The organism is endosymbiont of Galathealinum brachiosum, from assembly GCA_003349885.1.
In the GTDB taxonomy this organism is placed as follows: domain Bacteria; phylum Pseudomonadota; class Gammaproteobacteria; order SZUA-229; family SZUA-229; genus SZUA-229.
In genome coordinates this window covers 673,770-699,763 of sequence record QFXC01000011.1, presented here as the reverse complement: position 1 = coordinate 699,763, position 25,994 = coordinate 673,770, and the positions used below count along the sequence as shown (strand labels likewise).

The window sequence follows — 25,994 nt, the reverse complement described above, 5'->3', positions numbered from 1 at the left end:
GATGGAAACGCTCCTTAACTCATTGACTACTTCCCTCTTGCTAAAACGGTTACGCCACCTATAACCAGACATATGCCAATTGCATGTGAAACGGTAAACGACTCATTCAAAAATACAACGGCCAGTACTATTGTTATCATTGGCCCTAATGTTCCGATGACACCTGTTTGTGCGGGGCCTATTTTTGCGATGGCTTCGGCAATCATAAAACTGGGGATAACCGTACTAAAAATGGCTAACAAAATCAGCCAAAACCAGGCCATAGCTGTCACTACCAACGAACTGTAGTTAAAAAATGCTGCGTAATATAACAATACAAATACACTTGATACGATCATTGCTATGCTTGTAAACCACAGACTTCCTACTTCATGTATTACTTTTTTACCCATCAATACATATATTGAAAAATTCAGCGCCGCTAGAAAAACCAGTAATGTTCCATACTCAACATTCTCACCTGACAATGTTAACTCCTGATTAAAAACTACCCAAACGCCTGCATAAGTAATAATTAATGCCAGTACAATATTTTTAGTCAGTGGTGTTTTAAAAAATACCGAACCAAGAACAGCTACTAAAACTGGATAGCTGAATAACGTTAACCTTTCCAGTTGTGCAGAAATATACTCAAGCCCTTTCAAATCAAGCCATGAAGATAAAAAATATCCGATAAACCCCAGAAAGATAATCTTATAGATATTTTTATGTAAAGACTCTGGAACCGATTCCTGTTTGCTGTACAACCATATTAAAATACCTGCATATATTGGCAGCGCAATTGCCATTCGAAGCATTAACACACTGTCTGCATTTAGTCCCTGCATATAAGACAGCTTTATAAATATTGATTTAAGCGAAAAGAGAGCCGTGCCTATTATGGCTAATAAAAAACCTGATATCTTTGGAGAAAGGGGGGATAGATTGTTAAACAACACATTGATCCAATTTTTTAATTACCGCATTCTACCCTCAACATACTGATATAGACTATAAATTAGCCATTTCTTATGTTTTGAACTATAATCTCTATCCGCACTGAGGAGCGCTGCAGCAGATATCTCTGTCAGGCTTGGTGCATCAATTTTAAACTGCGCTCATTTATTAGTTTCTAGTTTAGCTAAAAATGGGCACGGATCTTATCTCGGTAGAATAATCTACCAACCTCTGATTCCCTCATATTGCTTTACCTTAAGTTACCTATGGTAATAGGCCATTGATTATTATAGGTATTCTGGCGAACTAGTTACTTGTATCGAGGAATAAAACATGTCGAAAAGTCATTTATTTACATCTGAATCTGTATCAGAAGGTCACCCGGATAAGGTTGCTGACCAGATATCTGATGCCATTTTAGATGCTATCTTTGAACAGGACCCTAAAGCTCGTGTTGCCTGCGAAACCCTGATAAATACGGGTATGGTTGTACTTTCAGGTGAAATCACCACATCAGCCTGGGTTGATATGCAGCAAATCGTGCGTGATACAGTACGTGATATTGGATATACCAGCTCTGAAATGGGCTTTGATGCTGATTCATGCGCCGTCATCACCTCTATAGATAAACAATCTCCAGATATCGCGATGGGCGTTAATGAAGGCGAAGGTGATGACCTGGAACAAGGTGCTGGCGATCAGGGCCTTATGTTTGGTTACGCCTGTAACGAAACTGATGTACTTATGCCTGCACCTATTACTTACGCACATAAACTGGTTAAACGTCAGGCTGAAGTTCGTAAAAACGGCACTTTAAGCTGGTTACGTCCAGATGCAAAAAGTCAGGTAACTTTCCGTTATGAAGATGGTGTACCTACCTCTATCGATGCCGTTGTTTTATCAACTCAGCATTCACCGGATATTAGTTTAAGCGCATTACGCGAAGCGATTATGGCTGAGGTTATCAAACATGTACTTCCAGAGTCTTTAATTAATAAAGCTACTCAGTTTCATATTAATCCAACAGGTAACTTTGTAATTGGTGGCCCGGTTGGTGACTGTGGTTTAACTGGTCGTAAAATTATTGTTGATACATATGGTGGTATGGCTCGTCATGGTGGTGGCGCGTTCTCAGGTAAAGACCCATCTAAAGTAGACCGTTCTGCAGCATACGCTGGTCGTTATGTTGCTAAAAACATTGTTGCTGCTGGCCTTGCTGACAAATGTGAAATTCAGGTTTCTTATGCTATTGGCGTTGCTGAACCTACTTCAATTTCTATTGAAACATTTGGCACAGGAAAAATAGAAGACAGCCGTATAGAAGAACTGGTTCGTGAGCACTTTGATCTTAAACCAAAAGGTTTGATTCAAATGTTAGATTTATTACGCCCTATCTATAAAAACACTGCTGCTTACGGCCACTTTGGCCGCACAGAAGATAACTTCACATGGGAACGTACTGACAAGGCTGATGCATTAAGAGATGCAGCTGGCATTTAGTTTTTTGTAGGTGCGAACCTGTTCGCACTTTCATTTCACACTTGTTCGAATAAATTCGAACCTACAAAATAAAATTATTTAGGAATTATTACAATGAGCGAATTTACAGATTATAAAGTTGCAGATATGTCACTGGCCGATTGGGGTCGTAAAGAAATATCAATTGCTGAAATCGAAATGCCAGGTCTTATGGCTCTACGTGAAGAATATGCTGGCAAAAAACCTTTAGAAGGTTGCCGTATTATGGGCAGCATTCACATGACAATTCAAACTGCTGTATTGATCGAAACATTAGTAGATCTTGGTGCAAGCGTACGCTGGGTTTCATGTAATATTTTCTCAACACAAGACCATGCTGCTGCTGCAATTGCTGCACAGAATATTCCTGTATTTGCATGGAAAGGTGAAACGATTGAAGAATACTGGTGGTGCACGGAGCAGGCTCTTATGTGGCCTAACGGTGAGTTACCAAATATGATTCTTGATGATGGTGGCGACGCTACATTATTAGTTCATAAAGGTGTTGAGTTTGAAAAAGCCGGTGCTGTTCCAGCTACTAAAGATGATGATAACGAAGAATACAAAGAAGTGCTTAACGTGCTTCGCCGTACAATCAAATCAGGCGAAACAGTTTGGGGCGATATTGCGGCTAGCGTTAAAGGCGTAACCGAAGAAACCACTACAGGTGTTCACCGTTTATATGAAATGCAGGAAAAAGGTGAATTATTATTCCCTGCGATGAATGTTAATGATTCTGCTACTAAATCAAAATTCGATAACTTATATGGTTGTCGTGAATCATTAATCGATAGTATCAAACGCGCAACTGACGTAATGATCGCTGGTAAAATCTGTGTTGTTATCGGTTATGGTGATGTTGGTAAAGGCTGCGCTCAAGCATACAAAGGTATGGGGGCAACGGTTTGGGTTACAGAAATCGATCCTATCTGTGCACTTCAGGCAGCAATGGAAGGTTACCGCGTTGTAGACCTGAATGAAGTTGCAAGTCAGGGCGATATTTTTGTTACTACAACTGGTAACTTAAATGTTATTGATCATCACCACATGGAAGCAATGAAGAACGAAGCAATCGTTTGTAACATTGGTCACTTCGATTCTGAAATCAATATCGCTTCACTTGAAAAATATGAGTGGGAAGAAATTAAACCACAGGTTGATCACGTGATTTTTCCTGATGGCAAAAAGATCATTATTCTCGCTAAAGGTCGTCTGGTAAACCTGGGCTGCGCAACAGGTCACCCTAGTTTTGTAATGTCTGCTTCGTTCACCAATCAGGTTATGGCACAAATTGAATTCTTTACTAATGCTGAAGCATATGAGAATAAAGTTTACATTCTTCCTAAGCAATTAGATGAAAAAGTAGCTCGTTTACATTTAACCAAGATTGGTGCTCACCTAACAGAGCTTTCTCAGGAACAGGCAGATTATATTAATGTACCTGTTGAAGGCCCATACAAAGCTGAGCACTACCGCTACTAATTCAGCGGCCTTACTGCCCTTTTAGAAATGACAAGCATTCATTATTGTTGCCTGTTACTTCTGAAAGGATAGCTTTAAAGAATAATTGATTAACACAGGTTTTATTGATGGAAACCCAAAAAAAACTAGATAAAAATTTCAGTTGTGAATTTTTCCCACCCAAAACTGACAAGGGAATGGAAAACCTGCTCTCCACGGCTGAAACATTAAAAAATGAAATTAATCCTGAATTTTTTTCTGTTACTTTTGGTGCTGGCGGATCCACTCGTGAAACCACATTCAATGCTGTCACAAAGATTCAACAAAGTACTGGCTGCGATGTAGCTCCGCACCTTTCATGCATTGGCTCTAGCAAACAACAACTGAAAGATATTCTCGACGATTATAAAAATCAGGGTATTAAGCGTATCGTTACGCTACGTGGAGACATGCCATCTGGTACAGTTTCACAAAGCGACTTTAATTACGCTAATGAGCTAGTCGGCTTTATACGTGATAATTACAATGATCAGTTTCATATTGAAGTTGCCGCTTACCCTGAAACACACCCACAAGCTGAAAACGCCAATCAGGATATGTTAAACTTTAAAAATAAAGTACTTTCTGGCGCAGACTCCGCAATCACTCAATACTTTTATAACATTGATAGTTACTTTTACTTTATTGATAATTGCGAAAAAGCGGGGTTAGACTTACCAATAGTACCCGGTATCATGCCAATCACTAATTACAGCAACCTGGCTCGTTTTTCTGACATGTGTGGTGCTGAAATTCCACGCTGGCTAAGACGAAAGCTGGAATCATATGCCGATGACACTGACTCCATAAAAGAATTTGGAGCCGATTTCGTTTCTTCTATGTGTCAAAAGTTACTGGAAATGGGTGCTCCTGGACTGCATTTCTATTCTATGAATCAGTCAGAAGCAACTTTAAAAATATGGAACAATCTCAAACTATAGTTTGAGATTGTTTTAAATTTTTACATGAAATCAATTCGAATATATCAATCGGGGCTGTTCGACAAGGATGACATCGTTCAACTTGATAAGTTTTCAAGCAACCACCTGATTAAAGTTCTTCGATTAAAAAACAATTATATATTTACTTTATTTAATGGCGAAGGCACTGAGTATTCAGCTCGCCTGGAAGTTTCAGGAAAAAAAGCGATTGCTCACATCGAGTCCTCAACTGTTATTGACAATGAATCCAATATTAACATTCACCTGTTTCAGGGTATTTCAAAAGGCGATCGCATGGATTTTGCGATTCAAAAATCAATTGAACTGGGTGTCACTCAAATTACGCCTGTTATCACCGAGCGAACTGTAGTCAACCTGAAAGGCGAGCGAGAACAAAAAAAACTGGATCACTGGCGCTCAATAGCAATTAGCGCATGCGAACAATCTGGTCGCAACTACCTACCCGCAATAAATCCAGTAGGTAAACTAGAAACAATCTTCAATGACAGCTCTGCTGATTCAAGGTTATTACTTGATCCACTTTCAAGTAATAACCTTCAATCTCTATCAGCTGCCACCAATATTCATCTTTTAATCGGTCCTGAAGGCGGGCTTTCTGAAAGTGAAATTATTGCAGCAAAGAACAACGGATTCGAAGGTATCAAACTTGGACCCAGGATATTGCGTACTGAAACTGCAGCATTAGCTGCAATAACTTCAGTTCAACTTCTTTGGGGTGATTTAGGTAGGTAGTGCCTTTTTGGGCCAGAAAATGACTTAAATCAAACTGCTAATGCGTCATAACTTCTTTTACAATTGATTCCAGCTTTTCAAGATTTATAATGCTATACGTTCCATCAGCCATCATAACTTTATCACCTACTGCTGGATGATTAATTTTTTCTTTATTTGAAATCACATCTGCTTCTTTTACATTAATAATTGAAGGTGCATCCTGCATTAAAATAGACATAAACGGAAAGTTTGAGTCTTCTCCGATAGAAAACAAAACGGCTGCTTTCACATTACCAGAAGCCAGACTAGGCATTCGAACTTCACCCATTGCTTCAAACGAGACCAGCGGAACAGAATGTCCACGCCAGTCAAGATAACCTAACATCCAGGCTGGCTTATTCGCTACGTTAATAATATTTTTAATAGGTATTATTTCTGCCACCGACGCATTCGGCATTAACAGTTCGTCACCATTAATTTTTAATATCATGCATTTTATTTCTTCGGACATCAGTCAATCAGCTCGTGAATATTTTCTAGCAATTCATCTTCCTGGAATGGTTTACCCATATATTTATTTACACCTATTTCCATCGCTTTATCTTTATGCTTGGAGCCACTTCGAGATGTAATCATAATAATAGGCAAATCGGCAAGACGCGGATCATTTCTAACATGAGTCGCAACTTCATAACCATCCATTCTTGGCATTTCTATATCTAACAACATAACATCAGGTTTTACTTCCTGTAATTGCGACACAGCATCGACACCATCTTTTGCTGTAATAACCTTCATGTCATGTCGTGTTAACATTCGTTCTGTTACTTTACGTATTGTTATTGAGTCATCGACCACCATAACAATAGTTTCTCGTTTCTCTTCAATAACGGGTATTGCTTCTACTTCTTCGCCTAACTCATCATCTGAGTCGGTTACATGGAAGAGCGAGTCACCTAATACCAGTGAATTCATTTCAAGAATAATAACCACACGACCATCACCAAGAATGGTTGCACCAGATATACCACGCACTGTACTAATCTGCGCACCAACTGGTTTTACAACAACTTCACGTCGTCCAATTAAATCGTCGACATGTAGTGCAACACTCTGATCGCCTGTTCGTGCAAGCAACACAGGGAATAACTGACCTTGCCTTGAATAATCTGCTTGCTCACCTGTTAATAGCGCACCCAGGTGTTTTAGCTCATACGAACTACCAGCAAACTCATAACTGTTTTCACCACTATTATAAAACTGCTGCAGCTCTGGCCCAGATAAACGCACTACACCTTCTATACTGTTTAATGGTACCGCGTAGATATCCTCACCAACGTTAACCAGTAACGCATGATTAATTGCTAGTGTCAGTGGCAGGCGAATTTTAAACGTTGTGCCTTTACCCTGAACTGTATCTATTTCAAGCACACCACCAAGCTGTTTTATTTCACTGTCAACAACATCCATTCCAACACCACGGCCGGATATTTGTGTTACTTTTTCTGCCGTACTAAAACCGGCTTCCATAATATATTGCAGCACATCATGGTCACTTATCACGCTATCCGCAGTTAACAATCCTTTATCTGTAGCTTTCTTACGTATGGCATTAACATCAATACCACGCCCGTCATCATCAACGGTTATAACTACATCTGAACCTTCACGATCAACAATTATTCTTAATGTTCCTGTTCCCTGTTTACCTGCAGCCTTACGTTCATCTACATTTTCTATGCCGTGAGAAACCGCATTTCTTAACATATGTTCAAGCGGTGCAACAATACGATCTAGTACCGTCCGATCGACCTCAGATGTTTCACCAACGATCTCAAGCTCAACCTCTTTATCTAACTCACGCGCAGTCTGGCGTACAATTCTTCTCAATCTAGAAGCAAGCCCACCGAAGTGAACCATACGCGTACGCATTAAACCTTCCTGTAATTCAGAACTTACTCTGGACTCCTGTAACAGTAATGTTTCAGAGTCACGAACCTCTTCTGATAACAGATCTTTAATACTTTCTATATCACCCACTGTTTCCTGCAAGCTTCGAGATATCTGCTGCATTGTAGAGAATCTATCCATTTCTAATGGATCAAAATCTTCATCATACTGATCAGACTCTTTTTCATATCTGGATAATATTTGAGCTTCAGTCTCAATTGAAAGTTGACGCAACTGTTCACGTAAACGTATAACGGTTTGATTCATTTCAGAAAGGTTAAATGAGAAGTTTGATATTTGTTGACCCATACGCGCATGATAAACACTGACTTCACCTGCATGATTTACCAGGTCATTTAATAAATCAGATCGTACACGCACCTGCTCAGTTGCTATGCTATCTTTTTGCTGAGGCTTAACATTTTCCTGAAGAGCTTCATTTTTTTCAAGAACAAATGTTGGAGTTTCTCCCTCTTCTACTGTTTCTTCAGGAGTGGATTCAACTTCTTCCTCTTCTTCGATCTCATCAATCAGACTCACTGAAACCTGATCAGTTAAGTCTTCAGTTTCTTCCAGAATAGATTCTGAACTTAGTTCAACCTGGTAATCAGCATCTGAATCTAAAACTATACCTTCATCTTCTGATGGGGAATCAATATCGGGATCTAGGGGAATTTCAAAACCAAAGTCTTCGTCTAATCCAACATCAAAATCATCAGATAATATAGCTTCTTCAGTCAGTTCTACTGCAAAGGTATCGGCATCTTCAGTATCGTCTATGGTTACACTATCTAAGCCCCTTGCGGGCTCCGGGTCTTCACCTTCATCAGTAGATGATGGTTCTACGTTATTTGAAGTTTTTTTTCCCTCTCTAAGTGCATCGATATGCAAAATAAGAGCATTACCAGACGATAATGGCTGTCTTTCTTTTACTTTAGACAACATATCTGACAATTGATCGAGAGCATCATGAAATGCATTTGATATTTCTTTAGTGAATGAAAGGTGCTTATCATTAACTGCAATAACTAGTGACTCAAGTGCATGCGTTAAATCGCCAACAGGACTGAGATCAGCCATGCGTGCACCACCCTTTAGAGTGTGCAAATGACGCTGTAGATCCTGAACGCTTTCTTCATCATTATTATTCGAGTTCCAGCGTTGCAAGCTATTTTCACAACTATCTAACAACTCTTCTGCTTCTTCCAGGAATATTTCAACTAACTCGTCATCGACATCTGAATAACTTACTAAAGACTCTTCTACGCTAATCTTATTATCTTCAATTTCTAACGTAATATCTTCAGATGTATCAGTATCATCTACTGCAGCTACATCTTCGGTTGCTAATTCGTTTTGTTTTTTAATGCTTAAACTATTAATTCGACTTAATAAAATATCATCCGATTCAAGTTTGTGATTTTTCTGCTCCAGAGCCGCAAGCATACCAGACACTTTGCTGGCAACATCCGAAATAAGCGTTACACCTGTATCTGAAATGCTTAAGTCATCTTTATTCAGATATAATCGAACGTATTTTTCTAATCCACCACATAACTCTGCTATTTCATCAACTTCAGCAGTGCGTGCACTTCCGAATAATGTATGTAATGCACGTAACAATTCCGCATTAGCTGTTAGTGGTTCTATTGACTGATTATGCTTATCAAGTAAACTTTTTATCTGTTGCAGATGGTTTTCGGATTCACCTTTGAATATATCAAACAGAACGGGATCTATATAAATTTGCAGGGTGTCTTCTGAAGAAAGTTCATCTTCTATTTTTATTTCTTCAGCTTCATCCAGAGCAAGATCATCTATAACCACTTCATTTAAAGTTTCATCTATAGAAACCTCTTCAAGCTCTAATACTTCATCTTCTTCTATTGAGGTTTCTTCAAGCTCTAATACTGCGTCAGCTTCATCTGATGATGCTATTTGCAGAGCTTCTAACTCATCCGTCAAATCAATATCAAATTCATCACCGAAATCATCGTCTAAATCTTCTGACAACTCATTGTCGACAACACTTTCATCTGCAACTTCATCAGGCGACTCTTCAAGGACAAGTTCATCATCAGAAATTTCATCCATTACTTCATCTTCTGAAATTTCTATTGTTTCAGTTTCATCAACTTCCGCTTCTTCAAATTGCAGCTCTTCAATTTCTGAAACAGGAGTTTCAACTTCTTCAACTAACTTTTCTTTTATTATTTCACTAGCCGAAGCTGCTACTTTATTTGCCTCCGGCTTTTTCCACTTTCCCAGCGCTTCAGTCCTGTCTATTAACTTATAGATGTTAGGAATAGGCTCTCTATTTCCTTTTAACTGCTCGATTAGCTGAGGCAACACACCTAAAGACTCATGCAGAATATCAAATACATCCTGATTAAGTGGTCGTGATTTATCAATGACACGATTCAGCATGTTTTCAAAATTCCATGAGAACTCGCCTATCAGTTCTGCACCGATCAAACGTCCACTTCCCTTTAAAGTATGGAATGAACGACGGATTGTGCTCAGTGATTCCTGATTACCATGATCACGCTCCCAGACTGGGATTTGTTCATTTAATGACGCAAGCTCTTCCATTGCTTCTTCAATAAAGATTTCTAAAATTTCTTCATCTGCATCATCACTTAGAATGATGTAACGCTCTTCTTCTACTTCGTCAGCTTCTTGTACTGGTTCTTCAATTACTGCTATTGATTCTTCTAATGCAGGCTCTTCCTTTTCTGCAACTGGTTCTTCTACAGGATCTTCTGTTTCTATCACTTCATTTGAAACGACTTCTTCAGCAACTTCAGTTTCTTCCGCTATTATCTCTTCAGATACAGCCTCCTGCTCTGCGACTTCAACACCAGATTCAGATGCTATTTCTAATAATCTATCAGCAGCTGCATTACCAGAATTCATCGATAACTCTAAATCAGGCCTGCCTTCTAAAATAGCTTCCAGGTAATATTCGATACTCGTTACAACATCTGCCAGATCATTCTGTACTGATGCTTCAGGTACCTGACCTGCATTCAACATAACCTTTGAAACATAATTACGTAATGAATCAGTCTGGTGTTTCAATTTCTGAATAGGCAACATAAACATTGCACCGTCAATTTCTTCCAGACGTTGCAATACAATTTCAAGTAAATTTTTATCAACCGGGTTTTCAAGATAATTTAGAATTGCCAGCCTTGCATCATTAAAGTCCTGTAACGCTTCGCGTATTACAGCTGAAAGCACTTCAAGGTATTCACTCTCTGGCATATCAGCCAGATCACCAACACGATGCGCGGGCTCATTCTCACCACCCATTGATGAGCGGTTTGCAATAAAGCTATTTAGTTGCGATTCAACAGCAAGCAATACACCTGCAACACCCATAATGAGTTCATCTGTTGCCTCTTTTGACTTAGATATAATCTGCTCAATTACATCATGCTGTTCAAGCACCATTTCCCGCGGCATGCCCAGACCCAACATTGACAGTGTATCTGCAATTTTATTCAATAAAGCAGGCAAGTTACCCAGCCTACCCAGATCCTGAACCTCACTATGAACAAAAATTTCAAGTGCGTCTTTTACTTCTAACAGATCTTCACGAATACCAGCAGAAACTGTTTCAAGTAATTCTGCATTTAATCCACCCATACCTGAACGAGCTTCTTCCAGCTCATTATCACCAGGTAATAACTCCTCTAATCGATAGGTAGTTTTAATTTCTTTGACTCGGGGCGAATCAGTTGTAATACGTGCAACATAATAAAGAAGATTTTTTAATAGATCGTTAGGAGTGTTTTTAGCAAAAACATCTTCATCGGTATCGATTAACTGCTTTATGCTTCTATCAACCTGACCCAACAACATTTTAATACTGACATTGCTGTCTATGCCATTTTTACCCAGACCTTCAACAAGGGCGGAGCTAATCGACCAGATACGACGAATTGAAGGTTGTGCGGTTTTTTTCTCAAGCTCGCCCAGAACGGCAAGTAAACGTTTTAAACTGGCTGAAACCTTCTGACCTTTAAACCAGCCTAACAAACCAATTTGGAAATGAGGACGTAATTTTTTAGCGTTAGTGACAAGCTGACCAGCCTCAATTTCTGTTTCTGACTGTCCGCTTTCAGTATTTACATCAGGGAAAAATAAAACATTTTCAGATAATAAACTAGCACTACGAGATGCTCGTAAATCATTAAGCAGTGGTAGCAATACCATGGGCACATCTTTTCTGCCCGACTGCAAACTTTCCAGGTAATCAGGCAACTGCAGCATCGAGCGCATAAGAACATCATATGCATCTTCAACTTTATCAATATTGCCATTGAGCAACGCTTCAGAAACTTTTTCCATTTCTTCAGCTAATTGTGCTGCGCCATATAATTCAACCATTTGCAAAGTGCCCTGCACCATATGCAAATGTTCAACAGATTCACGCAGACGATCCTCTTCATCGGTATCTTCAATATATGCCGATAGAGAAGCCTGGGCTTCCTGTAATATCAGATCAAGTTCTTTCTTGACCCAACGTAACGAATTATATTCAACAGTATCCTCTGTTTTCATCTCAGACAAACTCTAGCCTCAACCGTTTAATATTACTGTTTCTACCTGCTCATCGCTGTCTGGCAGCTTAAAGCCGGCAACTGACTTACGTAATTCGTTCGCCAGAACACTAAGGTTACCGATAGAAGCAGATGTTTCTTCAGTACCTTCTGACGTTTGCAGGGTGATTTCCTGAATAACGTTCATGGTATTTGATACATCCATCGCAACCGATGCCTGTTTATTTGCAGAAGTTGAAATGCCGGTGATTAACTCCGCCAGTTCATCCGATACATTTTCAATTTCGATCAATGCGTCACCCGCATCCTCGGCCATTTTTGCACCGCTTACCACGTTGGTTGTACTCGCTTCCATTGAGCTAACCGCTTCGTTAGTATCGGACTGGATGGTTTTAACCAGTGCTTCAATCTGTTTAGTCGCGTTACTGGCTCGTTCCGCCAGTCGCTGTACTTCGTCCGCAACAACCGCGAAACCACGACCCGCTTCACCCGCGGTGGATGCCTGTATCGCAGCATTCAATGCCAGGATATTCGTCTGGTCCGCGATTTCTGTGATCAGCCCAACGATGTCACCGATTTCCTGAGATGATTCACCCAGTCGTTTAATTCGTTTAGATGTTTCCTGAATTTGCTCACGAATCGTATCCATTCCTGAAATACTCTTACGTACAATGCCCGCACCTTTCTGTGCAATTTCCAGTGATTTATGTGCTACATCCACCGAGCCTTCTGCATCTTTGGATACCGCTTTCATCGAGTCAGCCATATCTGTGATCGCTGCAGAGGCAGAAGCAATTTCCCGCGCCTGGTGAGCTGATGCATCGGTTAAGCGTGTTGCAATTGCCTGTGTTTTTTCAGCCGAGGAAGAAACCTCAACCGCTGTACTGTTGATTGTGGTTACTAGTGAGCGGAGTGCGTCAATCGCATAGTTAACGGAGTCGGCTATCGCACCCGTTATTTCTTCGGTTACGGTTGCGTGTACAGTTAAATCACCTTCCGCCAGGTTAGCCATTTCATCCAGTAGTCGTAATATAGCTCGCTGGTTTCTTCTGTTTTGCTCAAGTGCCGCATCCTCACGTTCACCCGAGTCACGCACCATCAACACACCGGCGATGATAATAACGATTACCGCTAAACCACCTGCACCGATACCGACAAAACGAACGATATCAAGGAACTTACCGTGATTAACAATTTCTCTTTCCAGACTCTCTGTTTCTTTCAGTAACTGAACACCCAGTGACTCTATTTCACCAGCAGAGTTTTTAACATCAAACAGGTCAGGAGATAACTCAAGTATTGCTTCTACGTGATCTGAAACCGAGCTAAACAGCATTGCGACTTCACGTAATTTAATTCTTACAACTTCATCATTAATCTTTTTAATACGTAACGCTTTCGAACCTTTTAACATGGCTTCAAGCACGGCACCAAAACGGGCAGCATCTCGACCGAAACGGTCAGCTGCAGCAGCAGCGCCATCACCACCTGATAAAACACGGTTCATGTTATTTTCTATACGCTGAGTAAGCATTAACTGGCGAGATGCCATAAACACCTGATGTGGTGTCGCATTTCTTTCCACTAAAAGATCAACAACCTCTTCTGAGAAAGACAGTAACTGCGGAATAAATTCCTGAATTACCAGAACAAACTCACCGACTTCTGAGATCGCTAATTTACCATCAAGAATATTACCAATATTGCCACGGTAAGTATCCGGACCAACACCTGAACCGTCACCATACCAAACTTGCGTTACCGCTTTAAACTGAGTTTTTGCTGAGCCAGGTAAAGAAGGCAAACCCGTTAAAGGATTACCATTCTTAAAAATATTCAGCGTTTCATCATAACGGTTACGAAATTGTTCTAATTGCGTGAAAGCCGAATCTCTACCTGCAGCAGACTCTAGCGATAAAGTCGCCAGTCGCTGAGAAAGTAGTTTTTGTTCAGAAACTATTTCAATATATTGTTGTTGATAAGCTTGCTGAGTTGCCGCATAAAACAGACTGGCTGCCATCGCACCGATGGATAGCATCAATAGCACACCCAATATCAAAATGGGTTTACTAATTACACCTATAGCAAACGGATTTCGTTTTGCTGCGCTCATATTATTATATTCTCCAAGCTACTACCAAAATGAAATAATCATTCCGGCTTATCTGTATTCGCTTTGTTTCCTACAAAGATGCATGTAAGAAACGCTCATCATCAACCAGTACGTGCAGACTAAACACGGGCCAGAAATTATTATCTTTTTTAAACGCCTGCTTTATATATGGCTTCAGACGGTTATCCAAATCTGGTAACTCAAAAGCCTGCTCACCTAATGAAAAGTGCCTCATCCCTTGCACCTCTTCAACAACAAGGCCCGTATGCAATCCATTATGGTCTACCACCATGACACGTGCCGTATTCATACTGTCTACTGGTTGCCCGGTAACAAATCGCTTTAAATCCATCAGCGGCAAAAGACCACCACGCACGTTTGCAATTCCGACAACCCAGGGTTTAACACCTGGTACACGTGTGAATGCGGGCACATCCAGTATTTCTGTCACTTCTGCCATACTTGAAAGCAGACTGACACCCGCAATTTTAAATCCGATACCCGTCCACTCATCCGTAACACCATCAACCGATGGCATATCCTTTACTCTTTCCAGACATTTTTGTTCTATTTCTTTTAGTCTGTTAAAAGCACCTTGCATTATTTAATCCCAGCCTTACTTACCGGCAAGCGCCGAGTTAACTCTAGCCATTAAATCATTTTCCTTAACCGGCTTAACAATATAATCCTTTGCACCCTGACGTATTCCCCATACCTTGTCAGTTTCCTGATCTTTAGTTGTTACGATAATAACAGGGATATGAGATGTCTCTTCAATTGTGGCTAACTGACGAGTCGCCTGAAAACCATTAATGCCAGGCATTACAATATCCATTAAAACAAGATCAGGGATAATATCCTTCGCTTTCACAATTCCTGCTTCACCTGTTTCAGACACGTGTACAGTATGACCATTTTTTTCCAACATGGTCTTAAACACATGAACCTCTGTGGGTGAATCATCTATGATTAAGATATTAGCCATTCAGTTTTTTCCAACCTCTTAAAATGTTCATTAACTGCAACTTTTTTAAATTGCTTAATTTGACGCATATTCTTTTATCGCACCGAGCAAATCATCTTTAGTGAATGGCTTGGTTAAATATTGTTCTGAACCTACGATTCTTCCACGCGCGCGGTCAAAAATACTGTCCTTACTGGACAACATAATTACAGGCGTGGATTTAAACATTCGATTATGTTTAATCAGCGCACACGTTTGATATCCATCAAGGCGTGGCATCATAATATCGACAAAAATAATATCAGGTTTGTGTTCAGCAATCTTCGATAGGGCTTCAAAGCCATCTACCGCGGTTACTACATCACAACCTTCTTTTTTTAGTAAATTTTCAGCGGTACGACGAATCGTTTTACTATCGTCAATCACCATTACTTTCAGGTTACTAAGCCCTGCGGAATCTTCTGCCATAGCCGTCCCGTTCTTCCCCAAAATTAGGTCTGCCTGAGTCATATATCAGGCTATATTTAGTACACTCAATATTTGTGAATGTAGCTTATGTTATACAGTTTCGCAAATAAAAATATCCCCCAAATAAACCAGTTACGCCAAAAACCTGTGTAAATAGCTAAAGAATTTATACTAACACCATGATTATTAAGCATTTATTGTTTTTTTGGTGTAATATAAAATTATTACTGCAACAAATAACGCAAGGGGCACACTGAAGATGACTATCAACATTGGTATCGTAATGGATCCCATAGAATCCATCACACCCTACAAAGATAGCAGCCTTGCAATGATGCTCGCCGCCCAGAACAAAGGCTGGCAGTTACACTACATACAACAAAGCGGACTTTATCTAAAAGATAATTCGATCAAAGCAGACTTTAAGCCGATAAAAGTGTTTGATGACAACAGTCACTGGTTCGAAACCGGTGAACTTGCCACAATGAATGCAGCAGATCTGGATGTTATTCTAATGCGAATAGATCCGCCCTTTGATATGGAGTATATCTATACGACCTACATGCTGGAAATGGCAGAACAACAGGGCAGTCTGATTGTCAATAAACCCGCTAGCCTTCGGGATGCTAACGAAAAACTATTCGCCACTCGTTTTCCTCAGTGCTGCACAGATGTTCTGGTTAGCCGAGACCCGGACAAACTGCGCCAGTTTGTCACGCAATTTAAAGACGTCATTCTTAAGCCTCTTGACGGCATGGGCGGACAGTCCATATTTAGAGTAAGCCCGACAGATGCCAACCTTTCTGTCATTCTTGAAACCATGGTCAATTATGGCCAACACACCATAATGGCGCAAAAATTTATTCCTGAAATAACACAGGGTGACAAACGTATTTTAATGGTTAATGGTGATGCAATTGGCTACACCCTCGCACGTATTCCAGCCAGGGGAGAAACCAGAGGCAACCTTGCAGCGGGCGGCTCGGGTAAAGCCATACCAATTACAGAAAGAGAGCAGTGGATAGCCGATCAGGTAGGGCCCACGCTTAAGGAAATGGGTATTTTATTTGCCGGTCTGGATGTTATTGGCGATTATCTGACCGAAATTAACGTGACCAGCCCGACCTGCATTCGTGAAATTGATAAACAGTTTAATCTTGATATTGCCGGCCAACTCATGGACTGCATCGAAGAGATTAAATGTTAAAAAACCTCCTGTTAATCACGGTATTTATTAGTCTCACTGCCTGTGAAAAAACAGTGCAGGAATATCACCACAGCAGCTTACACTTTGGCACCTTAATTGATATTACACTCTACGATGTAAGTGAATCTCAGGCCGATGAAGCATTTAAACAGCTTGATAAAGACTTCAGTTACATGCATTCAGCATGGTCTCCATGGGAATCAGGCTCTGTAGGCCGCACCAATAATCTTTTAAAAACGGGCGCCACCTTTTCTATTGGGCCTGGCGTGCTGGAATTAATTAAAAAATCAGCTGCTATAGCAAACAATACTGAACAGTTATTTAACCCCGCCATCGGTGAACTCATTAATCTCTGGCAAATTCATAAACATGATGATCCAGACATAAAACCACCCGAAAACAAACTCATTGAGCAGCTCATAAAGAACAACCCCCGACTTGACGACATTAAAATAGAGGGTGTAAAAATTCAGACAGACAATCCCCATGTCTTATTAAATTTTGGCGCGTTTGCAAAAGGTTATGCTATTGACCTTGAAATAGAGATGCTAAAAAACAGAGGTATTAAAAATGCCATTATCAATACTGGCGGTGATTTAAAAGCCATTGGATCACATGGTGATCGCCCCTGGTATATCGCCATACGACACCCGCGCTTAGATACCTGGATTGCCAAAATTGAAGCTAGTAATGATGAAAGCGTTTTCACATCCGGAGATTATGAACGTTTTTATCAGTATCAGGGAAAACGCTACCATCACATACTCGACCCGCGCACAGGCTACCCGGCTCAAGGAGTTCAATCGGTTACGGTTTTACACACTGACTCTGGATTAGCCGATGCAGCAGCAACCGCGCTATTTGTAGCAGGCCCTGATAAGTGGCAGGAAATAGCAAACAACCTTCATTTAAAACAGGTTATGCTAATTGACAGCAAGGGTGTTGTGCATGTTACTCCTGCCATGAAAAAACGTTTAAAATTTAATTCACAAATTGACACTACTATATTAACCGCGACAGACCTATAATACTGATATGACAAGACGACCAGTAGCTCCGCCTCAGGTCACTTCAAGCGACCGCCTTGGCATGACAATTTTCTTTGCCCTGTTATTTCATGGCATTGTTATTTTAGGTATTACCTTTGTTTCTGCGCCCTCTGCAAAACAGAAAATACCTCCTTCACTGGATGTCATACTGGTTAACACCTCAAATTCAGAAACGCCTGACAAAGCAGATTATCTGGCACAAACATCCCAGGATGGCGGCGGCAATAGCGAAGAAAAAGTGCGTCGCACCGATTTATTCTCTGCACCTACATTGTCCAAACAACCGGGCATGGCTCAATTGCAGTCGACAGTTCAGCAAACACCGGTAAAAAAGCAGGAATCAAAAAAAACATTCATCACTAAAAACAAATCCAGTTATAAAATAAAATCACAGGAAAAATTAAGCAGCAAAGAAGTGCTTGAGCAAATACTAAAACCTCAACAAAAAAATGAACGTGCTGCCCGACTTGCCGAAGAACTCAGTTTAACATTTCAGGAGTTTTCACAGAAACCTAAAGAGAAATTTTTAAACTCCAGAACAAAAGAATACATTGCTGCAACTTATATGCGCGGCTGGATCGACAAAGTTGAACGCCTGGGTAACGCCGACTATCCGGATGCTGCAATACGAGCAAAACTAAGTGGTACGCTTATTCTCGATGTAGTGATTAATGCAGACGGCACGTTAAAAGAAATTAATTTACGCCGCTCTTCCGGTCATCAAATTTTAGATGATGCGGCAAAACGGATAGTAAAAATGTCATCACCATTTGCGCCCTTCCCAAGCAAATTACTTAAACAGGCTGACATCATACATATAACCAGAAGCTGGGAATTTCAGAGTGATCAACTAAGAAGCTATTAATGACTGAAGAAACATGTCTTGCAAACCATTTTTTAATTGCCATGCCAAGCCTGGAAGATGGCAATTTTTCCAGATCAGTAACTTTTATTTGTGAACATGATGACAATGGTGCACTTGGTATCACTATTAATCGTCCGTCAGAATTCAGTCTGGCTGAGATTTTTTCACAGTTACAAATAACCACCTCAAACAATGAAATAAAAAACCAGACCGTTCTAAGTGGGGGCCCGGTACAAACAGACCGAGGTTTTATATTACATACACCTGTTGGCAAGTGGGACTCAAGCCTGAAAGTAACGGATAATATTGCCGTCACTACTTCACAGGATATTATGCAGGCTATTGCAAATGGCAGTGGCCCGGATCAATCATTACTTGCACTGGGTTATGCGGGCTGGGGTCCGGGACAACTAGAATATGAAATATCTGAAAACACCTGGCTAAACTGCCCTGCAACAGAAGATATTTTATTCAACACCCCCATCGAAAGTCGCTGGACAGCTGCTGCCATGCTGTTAGGTATTGATCTACAACTTCTAAGCAACCAGACAGGTCATGCATGAGCATACAACAGGTATTAGGATTCGACTTCGGTGAAAAACGCATTGGTGTTGCCTCCGGTCAATCAATCACCTGTAGCTCAAACCCCATAACCACACTGACATCAAAAAACAACAAACCCGACTGGATTTCAATAGAGCAACTAATTTCTGAATGGAAACCGGATGCACTGATTGTTGGTTTACCCTTTTATCTTGATGGCGGCAAAAGCGAAATGACCGAACGAGCTGAAAAGTTTTCCCGTCAACTTGAAGGCAGATTTAAACTGCCAGTTTATACTCACAACGAAGCACTTAGCTCTTTTGAGGCAGAACAGTTTTTACAGGAAAAAAAAAAGAAGCACAATAAACCGGACATTGATAAGATAGCCGCCGCAATCATTGTTCAAAGCTGGCTGGAGCAAAACACATGACCCACGCTGCCGAACCAGACAAACTTCTGGAAAAACTGGCTACCGACCTCGAAAATCTGTTAGAACACCGTTCTATAGAAAAACCTTTAATGGTTGGCATTCACACTGGTGGTGTCTGGCTTGCCGAGAAACTTCATAAACGACTTAATCTCGAAGATGATTTATCAACACTCGATATCAGTTTCTATCGTGATGACTTTTCACGCATAGGCATGAATCCTCAGGTTAAACCATCCAGTCTGCCACCACAGGTAGAGGACCGACATATTATTCTGGTCGATGATGTACTACAGACTGGCCGCACCATTCGTGCAGCGATGAATGAAATTTTTGATTACGGCCGTCCCGCTTCAATTACCCTGGCATGCTTAATTGAAAGACCGGGAAGAGAAATTCCCATTCAAGCTGATGTAGTCGGACAGGTACTTGAACTTTCAGATGACGAACAAATTAAATTAACCGGGCCAGAACCATTAGCCTGGGAACTTATAAAATCCGAATGATAAATATCAGTAAATAGAGGAAAATCGAAGACAATGGTTAACAAAGCCACCCGCCGTACTGATGATTTAATTGGCCAGGACCTCTGGAACATTCAACTGGATGATCAGGGGCAATTAAAGCACTTCCTGACCATCGAAGGTCTGGGCACAAATATACTTAATCAGATACTCGACACGGCAGAAAGTTTTGCCGGGGTAAATGAATCAGTTAAAAAAGTCCCTTTATTACGCGGCAAAACCATTGTAAATTTATTTTTTGAAGCTAGCACTCGAACTCGCACTACTTTTGAACTTGCTGCAAAACGCCTTTCTGCCGATGTACTTAATATGAACATCAGTGTATCTGCAACCAGTAAAGGCGAAACCCTGCTCGACACTCTTCGAAATCTGGAAGCCATGCAAACCGATATGTTTGTAGTGCGTCACGCAGACTCGGGAACGGCACACTTTATTGCTAATCATGTAGCACCACACATACGCGTATTAAACGCCGGTGATGGCCGACACTCACACCCCACTCAGGCCATGCTTGATATGTTTACCATTCGCCGTAACAAAGGCGCTGACTTTGGTAAATTACGTGTCGCTATTGTTGGCGATATTATGCACTCTCGTGTTGCACGCTCTCAAATACATGCATTAAATACATTAAACACTGGTGAAGTAAGAGTTGTTGGCCCAAAAACATTAATTCCAAAAGACATTGAGTCTATGGGTGTAAGTGTCTTTCATGATTTAGAAAAAGGCATTAAAGATGCCGATGTAGTCATTATGTTACGCCTGCAAAAAGAACGTATGTCAGGCGCATTACTACCAAGCGAACAGGAATATTATGAGCTCTACGGTTTAACTGAAGAGCGATTTAAACTTGCCAAACCAGATGCCATTGTTATGCACCCCGGCCCCATTAATCGTGGTGTGGAAATCGAATCCAGTGTAGCCGATGGGGATCGTTCTGTTATTTTAGATCAGGTAACCTACGGCATTGCCGTGCGTATGGCGGTCATGTCAATGACGCTAGGCGGCAATATAACCACTCAAGATCAGGAGAAAAAATAATGAATAATATCCTGATTAAAAATGCTCGAATTATTGATCCGAAAAATAATCTGGATGAAAAAACAGACTTATACATAAGCGATCAGAAAGTTGCCGCTCTGGGGAGTGCACCTGAAAATTTTACAGCAGATGAAACAATTGACGCAAATAATCACTGGTTAATTCCCGGCATTGTTGATCTTAGCGCACGCTTGCGTGAACCTGGCCTTGAACAAAAAGCCAATATAGAAACAGAAACCAATGCCGCCGCCAGCGCTGGCATAACAACTTTATGCATACCACCTGATACAGACCCGGTTATTGATGAACCGGCGGTTGTTGAATTAATTTTACGAAAAGCAAAACTGGCCAGAAAAACACACGTATACACACTGGGTGCACTAACTGCCGGTTTGAAAGGTGAACATCTAAGTGAAATGTTCAGTTTGAAACAGGCGGGCTGTGTCGGTGTTAGTAATGCACGCAACGCAATTGAGAACCCGTTAATTCTGCGTCGTGCATTTGAATATGCATCCACACACAACATTACTGTTTTTATTGAGGCCCATGACAAACACTTAAGTGAAAATGGTTGCGCGCATGAAGGCGCTATTGCTAGCAGACTGGGTTTAAATTCCATACCCTACGCAGCGGAAACCGTACCGATTGCTCAAATTTTAGAATTAATTCGAGACACTGATATTCGTATTCACTTTGGTCGCTTATCCTGCGCAAGAAGCATTGAACTAATCAGTGACGCTAAAGCAAATGGTTTAAAAGTAACAGCCGATGTAGCAGTACACCAGCTGCACCTTACCGATATGGATATCAGCAGTTTTAACAGCCTTTATCATGTTATTCCACCACTTCGTTCACAGCGTGATATGAATGCTTTACGCCACGGTTTAGCCGAGGGCGTTATCAATAGCATTTGTTCAGATCATCAGCCTCATGAACCTGATGCAAAATTGGCTCCCTACCCTGCTACTGAACCAGGAATTTCAGGCATTGAAACCTTATTACCACTGACATTAAAACTGGTTGAGAATGGCAGCTTAACTTTGAACACAGCCATCGCCAGTATTACCTGCAACCCAGCCAACACTTTAGGCCTGAATGCAGGACACCTGGCCGTAGGTCAGCCCGCAAATTTATGTTTAATTGATCCTGAAAAAGAATGGGTATTTAATATTGATGAAATGTTAAGTCACGGCAGAAACACTCCATTTTCTGGCTGGCATTTCAAAGGAAAAGTAATGCGTACTTTTATCAAAGGTAACACTGTTTTTAAACAATAATATAATTTTTTATATATCTAAACAGTATTGTTCATCTCCCGAACAATCAGATTAAAATCAAAACAGGGGCGGAGTTCAAAAATCGAGCCCCATCCCTGACCATAGCAAGCAAATATTTTTCTCGCTCACTTTCTTCTCGACTCAACCTACAAGTCATTACATATTATTTTTATCTGTTTATGTTAATAACAATACGGTGTTATCGACTCATCCATTCATTATCAACTTTAATTATCTCTCTTCCAGGCCAATAATATAAATTCTGTTTAAGGCTTATTACTGATTCACGATTAATTAAGTCCAGCACTTTTAATTGTATAAATTTTTCACCTTTATATTTTTTCGTCAATTTTTTAAACCCTTCAAGGTTCTCTACTGTTTCCCCATTTAACTCAACAATTCTTAACAAGGTACTTAAACTACTTCTATTAGCCGGGCTCCCATGAAAAATATAACTAACATATACGCCTTTCGGTTTTATGCCGCGCTGAAGTGCTATTTCTCTGTAAGGTTCCTGAATTAACGCTCCTGCCCACTGCATAACCTCACTCACTCCCAAGCCATTGAGATACCTTGTTTTAACTGTAACGTGTAATTCTTTACCCAGACGATTAATAATTACATTAACCTCTTCCTTCTGGGTATTTTTCTCAACGTCGCGATAATTTCGTATCACCTTACCATCAATAGCCAGAACTAAATCTCCTTCTCGTAAGATTTTCTCAGCATCAGAACCAGCTACTCGCCTTGATACAACCAAAACCTGTCGACGCGCATCATCTGTCTGTAATTTTTTTGTCCATTCATCTGACAGCCCCAGTTTTCTCGCCTGTGCAATCGATAAAGTTGAAAGTTCAACTTCAAGTGAACGGATATTAAATTGCTTACAACACCGCCACTGATCACGTATTTCCATTACAATTTCTGCCGGCACACCCCATTCATACTGTTTTATTTTGCTACCACTACCATATGCAAAACTTAACCAGACAGCCATAACTTCACCGTCTTCATTACTCAACACACCACCCCTACTTGCCGGTGGATTATTCAGGCTAATCGCATCAAGATTGGTTTCTCTAAACATAGGTATTTTAGGCGCCGAAAAATCCAGTGAGTCTATTGCAGATATCTTCATCTCTTCTACTAATAATTCCTGACCATTTTTTAAAGCCACGAGCCATACCTTATCCCCTGACTCCAGCTTTTCATCTATAAACTCAACTTCTTCAACTTCAGTATCTCCTAACAATTCAGGGTCATATTGAACAATTGAAATATTATGCAATGGATGAACAAAAATAACTTTCGCTGGAATATCCAGCGCTCCTGCAAAAACAACTCGAACATCACCCAGACTCATTGGCACTGTATTTCTATCAACCATTACCAACCCATCTTTCTTATCTATAATTAAACCCGCCCCGGCATAGTGAGAGTCCTCAATACCATTTATGTTATAAGGTATATTAAATTGCACCGAAACTATAGAAGGTGAGAGTTTATCTGCACGTTCATCTTTATATTCTATAAATTTAACTTCTGCTTTATCTAATGTCTCTTCAGCTTTGTTATCGATCATAACTTCACATGGCCATATTCCTTCTTCATCATTTCGATAACATTTCTTCAGTGGAAACCATCTTCTGTCCATGCGCATAATAGAAACATGTATACGTTTGCTCTCCTTAAACGTTATGTATTTTATTGCTGCCTGATCACGATCAGACAATTCATTTAACACTTCTTCTACATCATTTATATTTTTGATACTTTTATTATTAATTGATAAAATTACAGCACCTGTAGGAATACCTGCTGTTGATAAAACATAACCTGGTTCTGCCACATACACACCTTCAACAGAGCGATTTAAATGACGCGCCTGTTGATATGAAAGATTATGGATTATTGACTGGCCAAACGTTATATATCGATCTGGCGTTAATGCATGCAAGTCATCAACTTTTATTTTTACTTCTACTGAATGCCCATTACGCTCAACCAGTAATTTAATTTTTTTATTTACATTTTCATCCAGTAAAGATTCCAGTTCTTCATATCTCCTCAACCATTTTAGTTTTCCCTTTAACTGCCCTCCTTTAACAATTATATCTCCCGCCTCGAGCAGACTAGATGCCTGCGTTTCTGGCAAGCTACGTCTCACCACCATCAAACCTACTCCGTGATTTATTTTGCGTAGCTTAGCCTCCATTTTTGCCCTTAAACCTAAGCGCCTTAACTCATCATACGGTTTGTAATCAAATGTCGTTTGCAATGTACCTCTGGTAACTTCTTTATTGTTCTGAATTAACTTTAATGCGCGCTTAACTCTCTGTAGTGGTAGAAAAAAACTGGATGAAGCTTTAACCGATCCACCTGCATTTAATGCAATTACATTACCTCGAATATCTATGACCGGTGACCCGGAAGAACCACCTGAAACACCTGAAGCGGATTGATAATAAAAGGTATTAAAATCATTATATTTACCCCGGCCATAATAGGGCGCCTTACGATCTGTTCTTGCCAATGTGCCCGCTAGTATTGATAATTGTTCACCTGCATCATTCCCGACCACTCTTATTTCTCTACCAACAACAGCTTCTTTTGGTTTTATCGGTAAACTTTTGGGTTTAACAAACTTTAATTCTGAGGGTTTATACTGAAAGAAACCAAAGTCATGAACCGGATCACGATACAGGGGTTTTAATTCAATCTCTTCACGATTTATAAATAACGCTTCTGCGGTTACTGGCCCGGACTGAACCACATGACGATTGGTTAAAATGATGCCTTTTTCAGCATCCACCACAAAACCTGTAGCCTGCGCTGAACTATTTCGTGCCGTATCAAAAGACCTCACTGCATCGACCCTTATAGTCACAATTGAATCAGTGACACTATTTACCACTTCAGACCAGTTACGATCTTTAGCTGCATACGCCTGATTAACAAAAATTATTGCACTTAATATCCATAGCAGTCTGTACATTTTTTTAAATTACCTTATTATCCTAGAATCATTCAGGATGTTTTTTAATGCTTAATAAAATTTGGGCAAGTCTAATTATTCTTGGAATTCTGTTCGCACTAGGACAGGATATCCGCGATGAATTTTCTAACACTTATAATAATGGTATCGCCCAAAATACGACATATTCTTTTGTAGGAAAATCTTCTACAGGTATTACACTGACTCTTAATAATGAGTTATTAAATGCTCATATTCAAAACAACCAGCAACTCCATATTTATCTCACTGAACAAAGCCCGGCCTATCTACGGCACATAGCTGCTGTTAATGGAAAAAAAGATTTACTCATTGCAGATATTGTTTCTAAAAGTAACACCCAATTAACACTATT

The 25,994-nt window shown here is 40.3% G+C and carries 20 protein-coding genes and 1 riboswitch; of the genes, 12 read left to right on the top strand and 8 right to left on the bottom strand.

Annotation, left to right across the window (positions count from 1 at the left end; genetic code table 11):
* Window positions 1-26: 26 nt before the first annotated feature.
* Window positions 27-938 carry an EamA/RhaT family transporter gene (locus DIZ80_11655; protein RDH82916.1) on the bottom strand — a complete coding sequence of 304 codons (912 nt, stop codon included), beginning with the start codon at window positions 936-938 and terminating at the stop codon, window positions 27-29.
* A 96-nt stretch (window positions 939-1,034) separates the two neighbouring features.
* Window positions 1,035-1,106, top strand: a riboswitch (S-adenosyl-L-homocysteine riboswitch).
* Between the two features lie 163 nt (window positions 1,107-1,269).
* Between DIZ80_11655 and DIZ80_11650 the strand changes: the two genes are divergently transcribed.
* The 4 genes from DIZ80_11650 to DIZ80_11635 all read left to right on the top strand — a co-directional run bounded on the left by DIZ80_11650 (window position 1,270) and on the right by DIZ80_11635 (window position 5,648).
* Window positions 1,270-2,436, top strand: a complete 1,167-nt coding sequence (locus DIZ80_11650) for a methionine adenosyltransferase (GenBank protein RDH82915.1) — start codon at window positions 1,270-1,272, stop codon at window positions 2,434-2,436.
* 93 nt (window positions 2,437-2,529) lie between these two features.
* Window positions 2,530-3,936, top strand: coding sequence for an adenosylhomocysteinase (locus DIZ80_11645; protein ID RDH82914.1), 1,407 nt, complete (start codon window positions 2,530-2,532; stop codon window positions 3,934-3,936).
* Between the two features lie 107 nt (window positions 3,937-4,043).
* Window positions 4,044-4,895: a methylenetetrahydrofolate reductase [NAD(P)H] gene (metF, locus tag DIZ80_11640; GenBank protein RDH82913.1), complete on the top strand. Its 852-nt coding sequence runs from the start codon at window positions 4,044-4,046 to the stop codon at window positions 4,893-4,895.
* A 24-nt stretch (window positions 4,896-4,919) separates the two neighbouring features.
* The gene (locus DIZ80_11635; protein RDH82912.1) at window positions 4,920-5,648 is read left to right on the top strand and encodes a 16S rRNA (uracil(1498)-N(3))-methyltransferase; all 729 of its coding nucleotides are present in this window, start codon (window positions 4,920-4,922) and stop codon (window positions 5,646-5,648) included.
* 37 nt (window positions 5,649-5,685) lie between these two features.
* On the opposite strand, the gene DIZ80_11630 is transcribed toward DIZ80_11635, so the two are convergent.
* From DIZ80_11630 to DIZ80_11605, 6 genes are all read right to left on the bottom strand, one after another.
* The gene (locus tag DIZ80_11630; GenBank protein ID RDH82911.1) at window positions 5,686-6,141 is read right to left on the bottom strand and encodes a hypothetical protein; all 456 of its coding nucleotides are present in this window, start codon (window positions 6,139-6,141) and stop codon (window positions 5,686-5,688) included.
* Window positions 6,141-12,149, bottom strand: coding sequence for a histidine kinase (locus DIZ80_11625; GenBank protein RDH82910.1), 6,009 nt, complete (start codon window positions 12,147-12,149; stop codon window positions 6,141-6,143). The genes DIZ80_11630 and DIZ80_11625 overlap by 1 nt, the downstream gene beginning before the upstream one ends.
* A gap of 18 nt (window positions 12,150-12,167) precedes the next feature.
* Window positions 12,168-14,261: a chemotaxis protein gene (locus DIZ80_11620; protein ID RDH82909.1), complete on the bottom strand. Its 2,094-nt coding sequence runs from the start codon at window positions 14,259-14,261 to the stop codon at window positions 12,168-12,170.
* 70 nt (window positions 14,262-14,331) lie between these two features.
* Window positions 14,332-14,862 carry a chemotaxis protein CheW gene (locus tag DIZ80_11615; protein RDH82908.1) on the bottom strand — a complete coding sequence of 177 codons (531 nt, stop codon included), beginning with the start codon at window positions 14,860-14,862 and terminating at the stop codon, window positions 14,332-14,334.
* Window positions 14,863-14,877: 15 nt separating this feature from the next.
* Complete coding sequence (locus tag DIZ80_11610; protein ID RDH82907.1) at window positions 14,878-15,246, bottom strand: two-component system response regulator; 369 nt, start codon at window positions 15,244-15,246, stop codon at window positions 14,878-14,880.
* A 54-nt stretch (window positions 15,247-15,300) separates the two neighbouring features.
* Window positions 15,301-15,693, bottom strand: coding sequence for a pilus assembly protein PilG (locus DIZ80_11605; protein ID RDH82906.1), 393 nt, complete (start codon window positions 15,691-15,693; stop codon window positions 15,301-15,303).
* Between the two features lie 259 nt (window positions 15,694-15,952).
* On the opposite strand from DIZ80_11605, the gene DIZ80_11600 reads away from it, so the two are divergent.
* From DIZ80_11600 to DIZ80_11565, 8 genes are read left to right on the top strand one after another with little or no spacing between them, the layout of a single operon-like run.
* Window positions 15,953-16,900 (top strand): glutathione synthase, encoded by a 948-nt coding sequence (locus tag DIZ80_11600; GenBank protein ID RDH82905.1) that lies wholly within the window; start codon window positions 15,953-15,955, stop codon window positions 16,898-16,900.
* Window positions 16,894-17,928, top strand: coding sequence for a thiamine biosynthesis protein ApbE (locus DIZ80_11595; GenBank protein ID RDH82904.1), 1,035 nt, complete (start codon window positions 16,894-16,896; stop codon window positions 17,926-17,928). Before DIZ80_11600 ends, DIZ80_11595 begins: the two co-directional genes overlap by 7 nt.
* Window positions 17,929-17,935: 7 nt before the next feature.
* Window positions 17,936-18,814, top strand: coding sequence for a hypothetical protein (locus DIZ80_11590; GenBank protein ID RDH82903.1), 879 nt, complete (start codon window positions 17,936-17,938; stop codon window positions 18,812-18,814).
* Window positions 18,814-19,377, top strand: a complete 564-nt coding sequence (locus tag DIZ80_11585; GenBank protein ID RDH82902.1) for a YqgE/AlgH family protein — start codon at window positions 18,814-18,816, stop codon at window positions 19,375-19,377. Before DIZ80_11590 ends, DIZ80_11585 begins: the two co-directional genes overlap by 1 nt.
* On the top strand, window positions 19,374-19,787 hold the full coding sequence (locus DIZ80_11580; protein ID RDH82901.1) for a Holliday junction resolvase RuvX: 414 nt from the start codon (window positions 19,374-19,376) through the stop codon (window positions 19,785-19,787). The genes DIZ80_11585 and DIZ80_11580 overlap by 4 nt, the downstream gene beginning before the upstream one ends.
* A complete protein-coding gene (locus DIZ80_11575; protein RDH82900.1) occupies window positions 19,784-20,290 on the top strand; it encodes a bifunctional pyr operon transcriptional regulator/uracil phosphoribosyltransferase PyrR in 507 nt (168 codons plus the stop codon). The genes DIZ80_11580 and DIZ80_11575 overlap by 4 nt, the downstream gene beginning before the upstream one ends.
* A 33-nt stretch (window positions 20,291-20,323) precedes the next feature.
* Window positions 20,324-21,349: an aspartate carbamoyltransferase catalytic subunit gene (gene pyrB / locus DIZ80_11570; GenBank protein RDH82899.1), complete on the top strand. Its 1,026-nt coding sequence runs from the start codon at window positions 20,324-20,326 to the stop codon at window positions 21,347-21,349.
* Window positions 21,349-22,626 (top strand): dihydroorotase, encoded by a 1,278-nt coding sequence (locus DIZ80_11565; protein ID RDH82898.1) that lies wholly within the window; start codon window positions 21,349-21,351, stop codon window positions 22,624-22,626. Before pyrB ends, DIZ80_11565 begins: the two co-directional genes overlap by 1 nt.
* Before the next feature lie 199 nt (window positions 22,627-22,825).
* On the opposite strand, the gene DIZ80_11560 is transcribed toward DIZ80_11565, so the two are convergent.
* Window positions 22,826-25,621: a hypothetical protein gene (locus DIZ80_11560; GenBank protein RDH82897.1), complete on the bottom strand. Its 2,796-nt coding sequence runs from the start codon at window positions 25,619-25,621 to the stop codon at window positions 22,826-22,828.
* Window positions 25,622-25,994 lie beyond the last annotated feature (373 nt).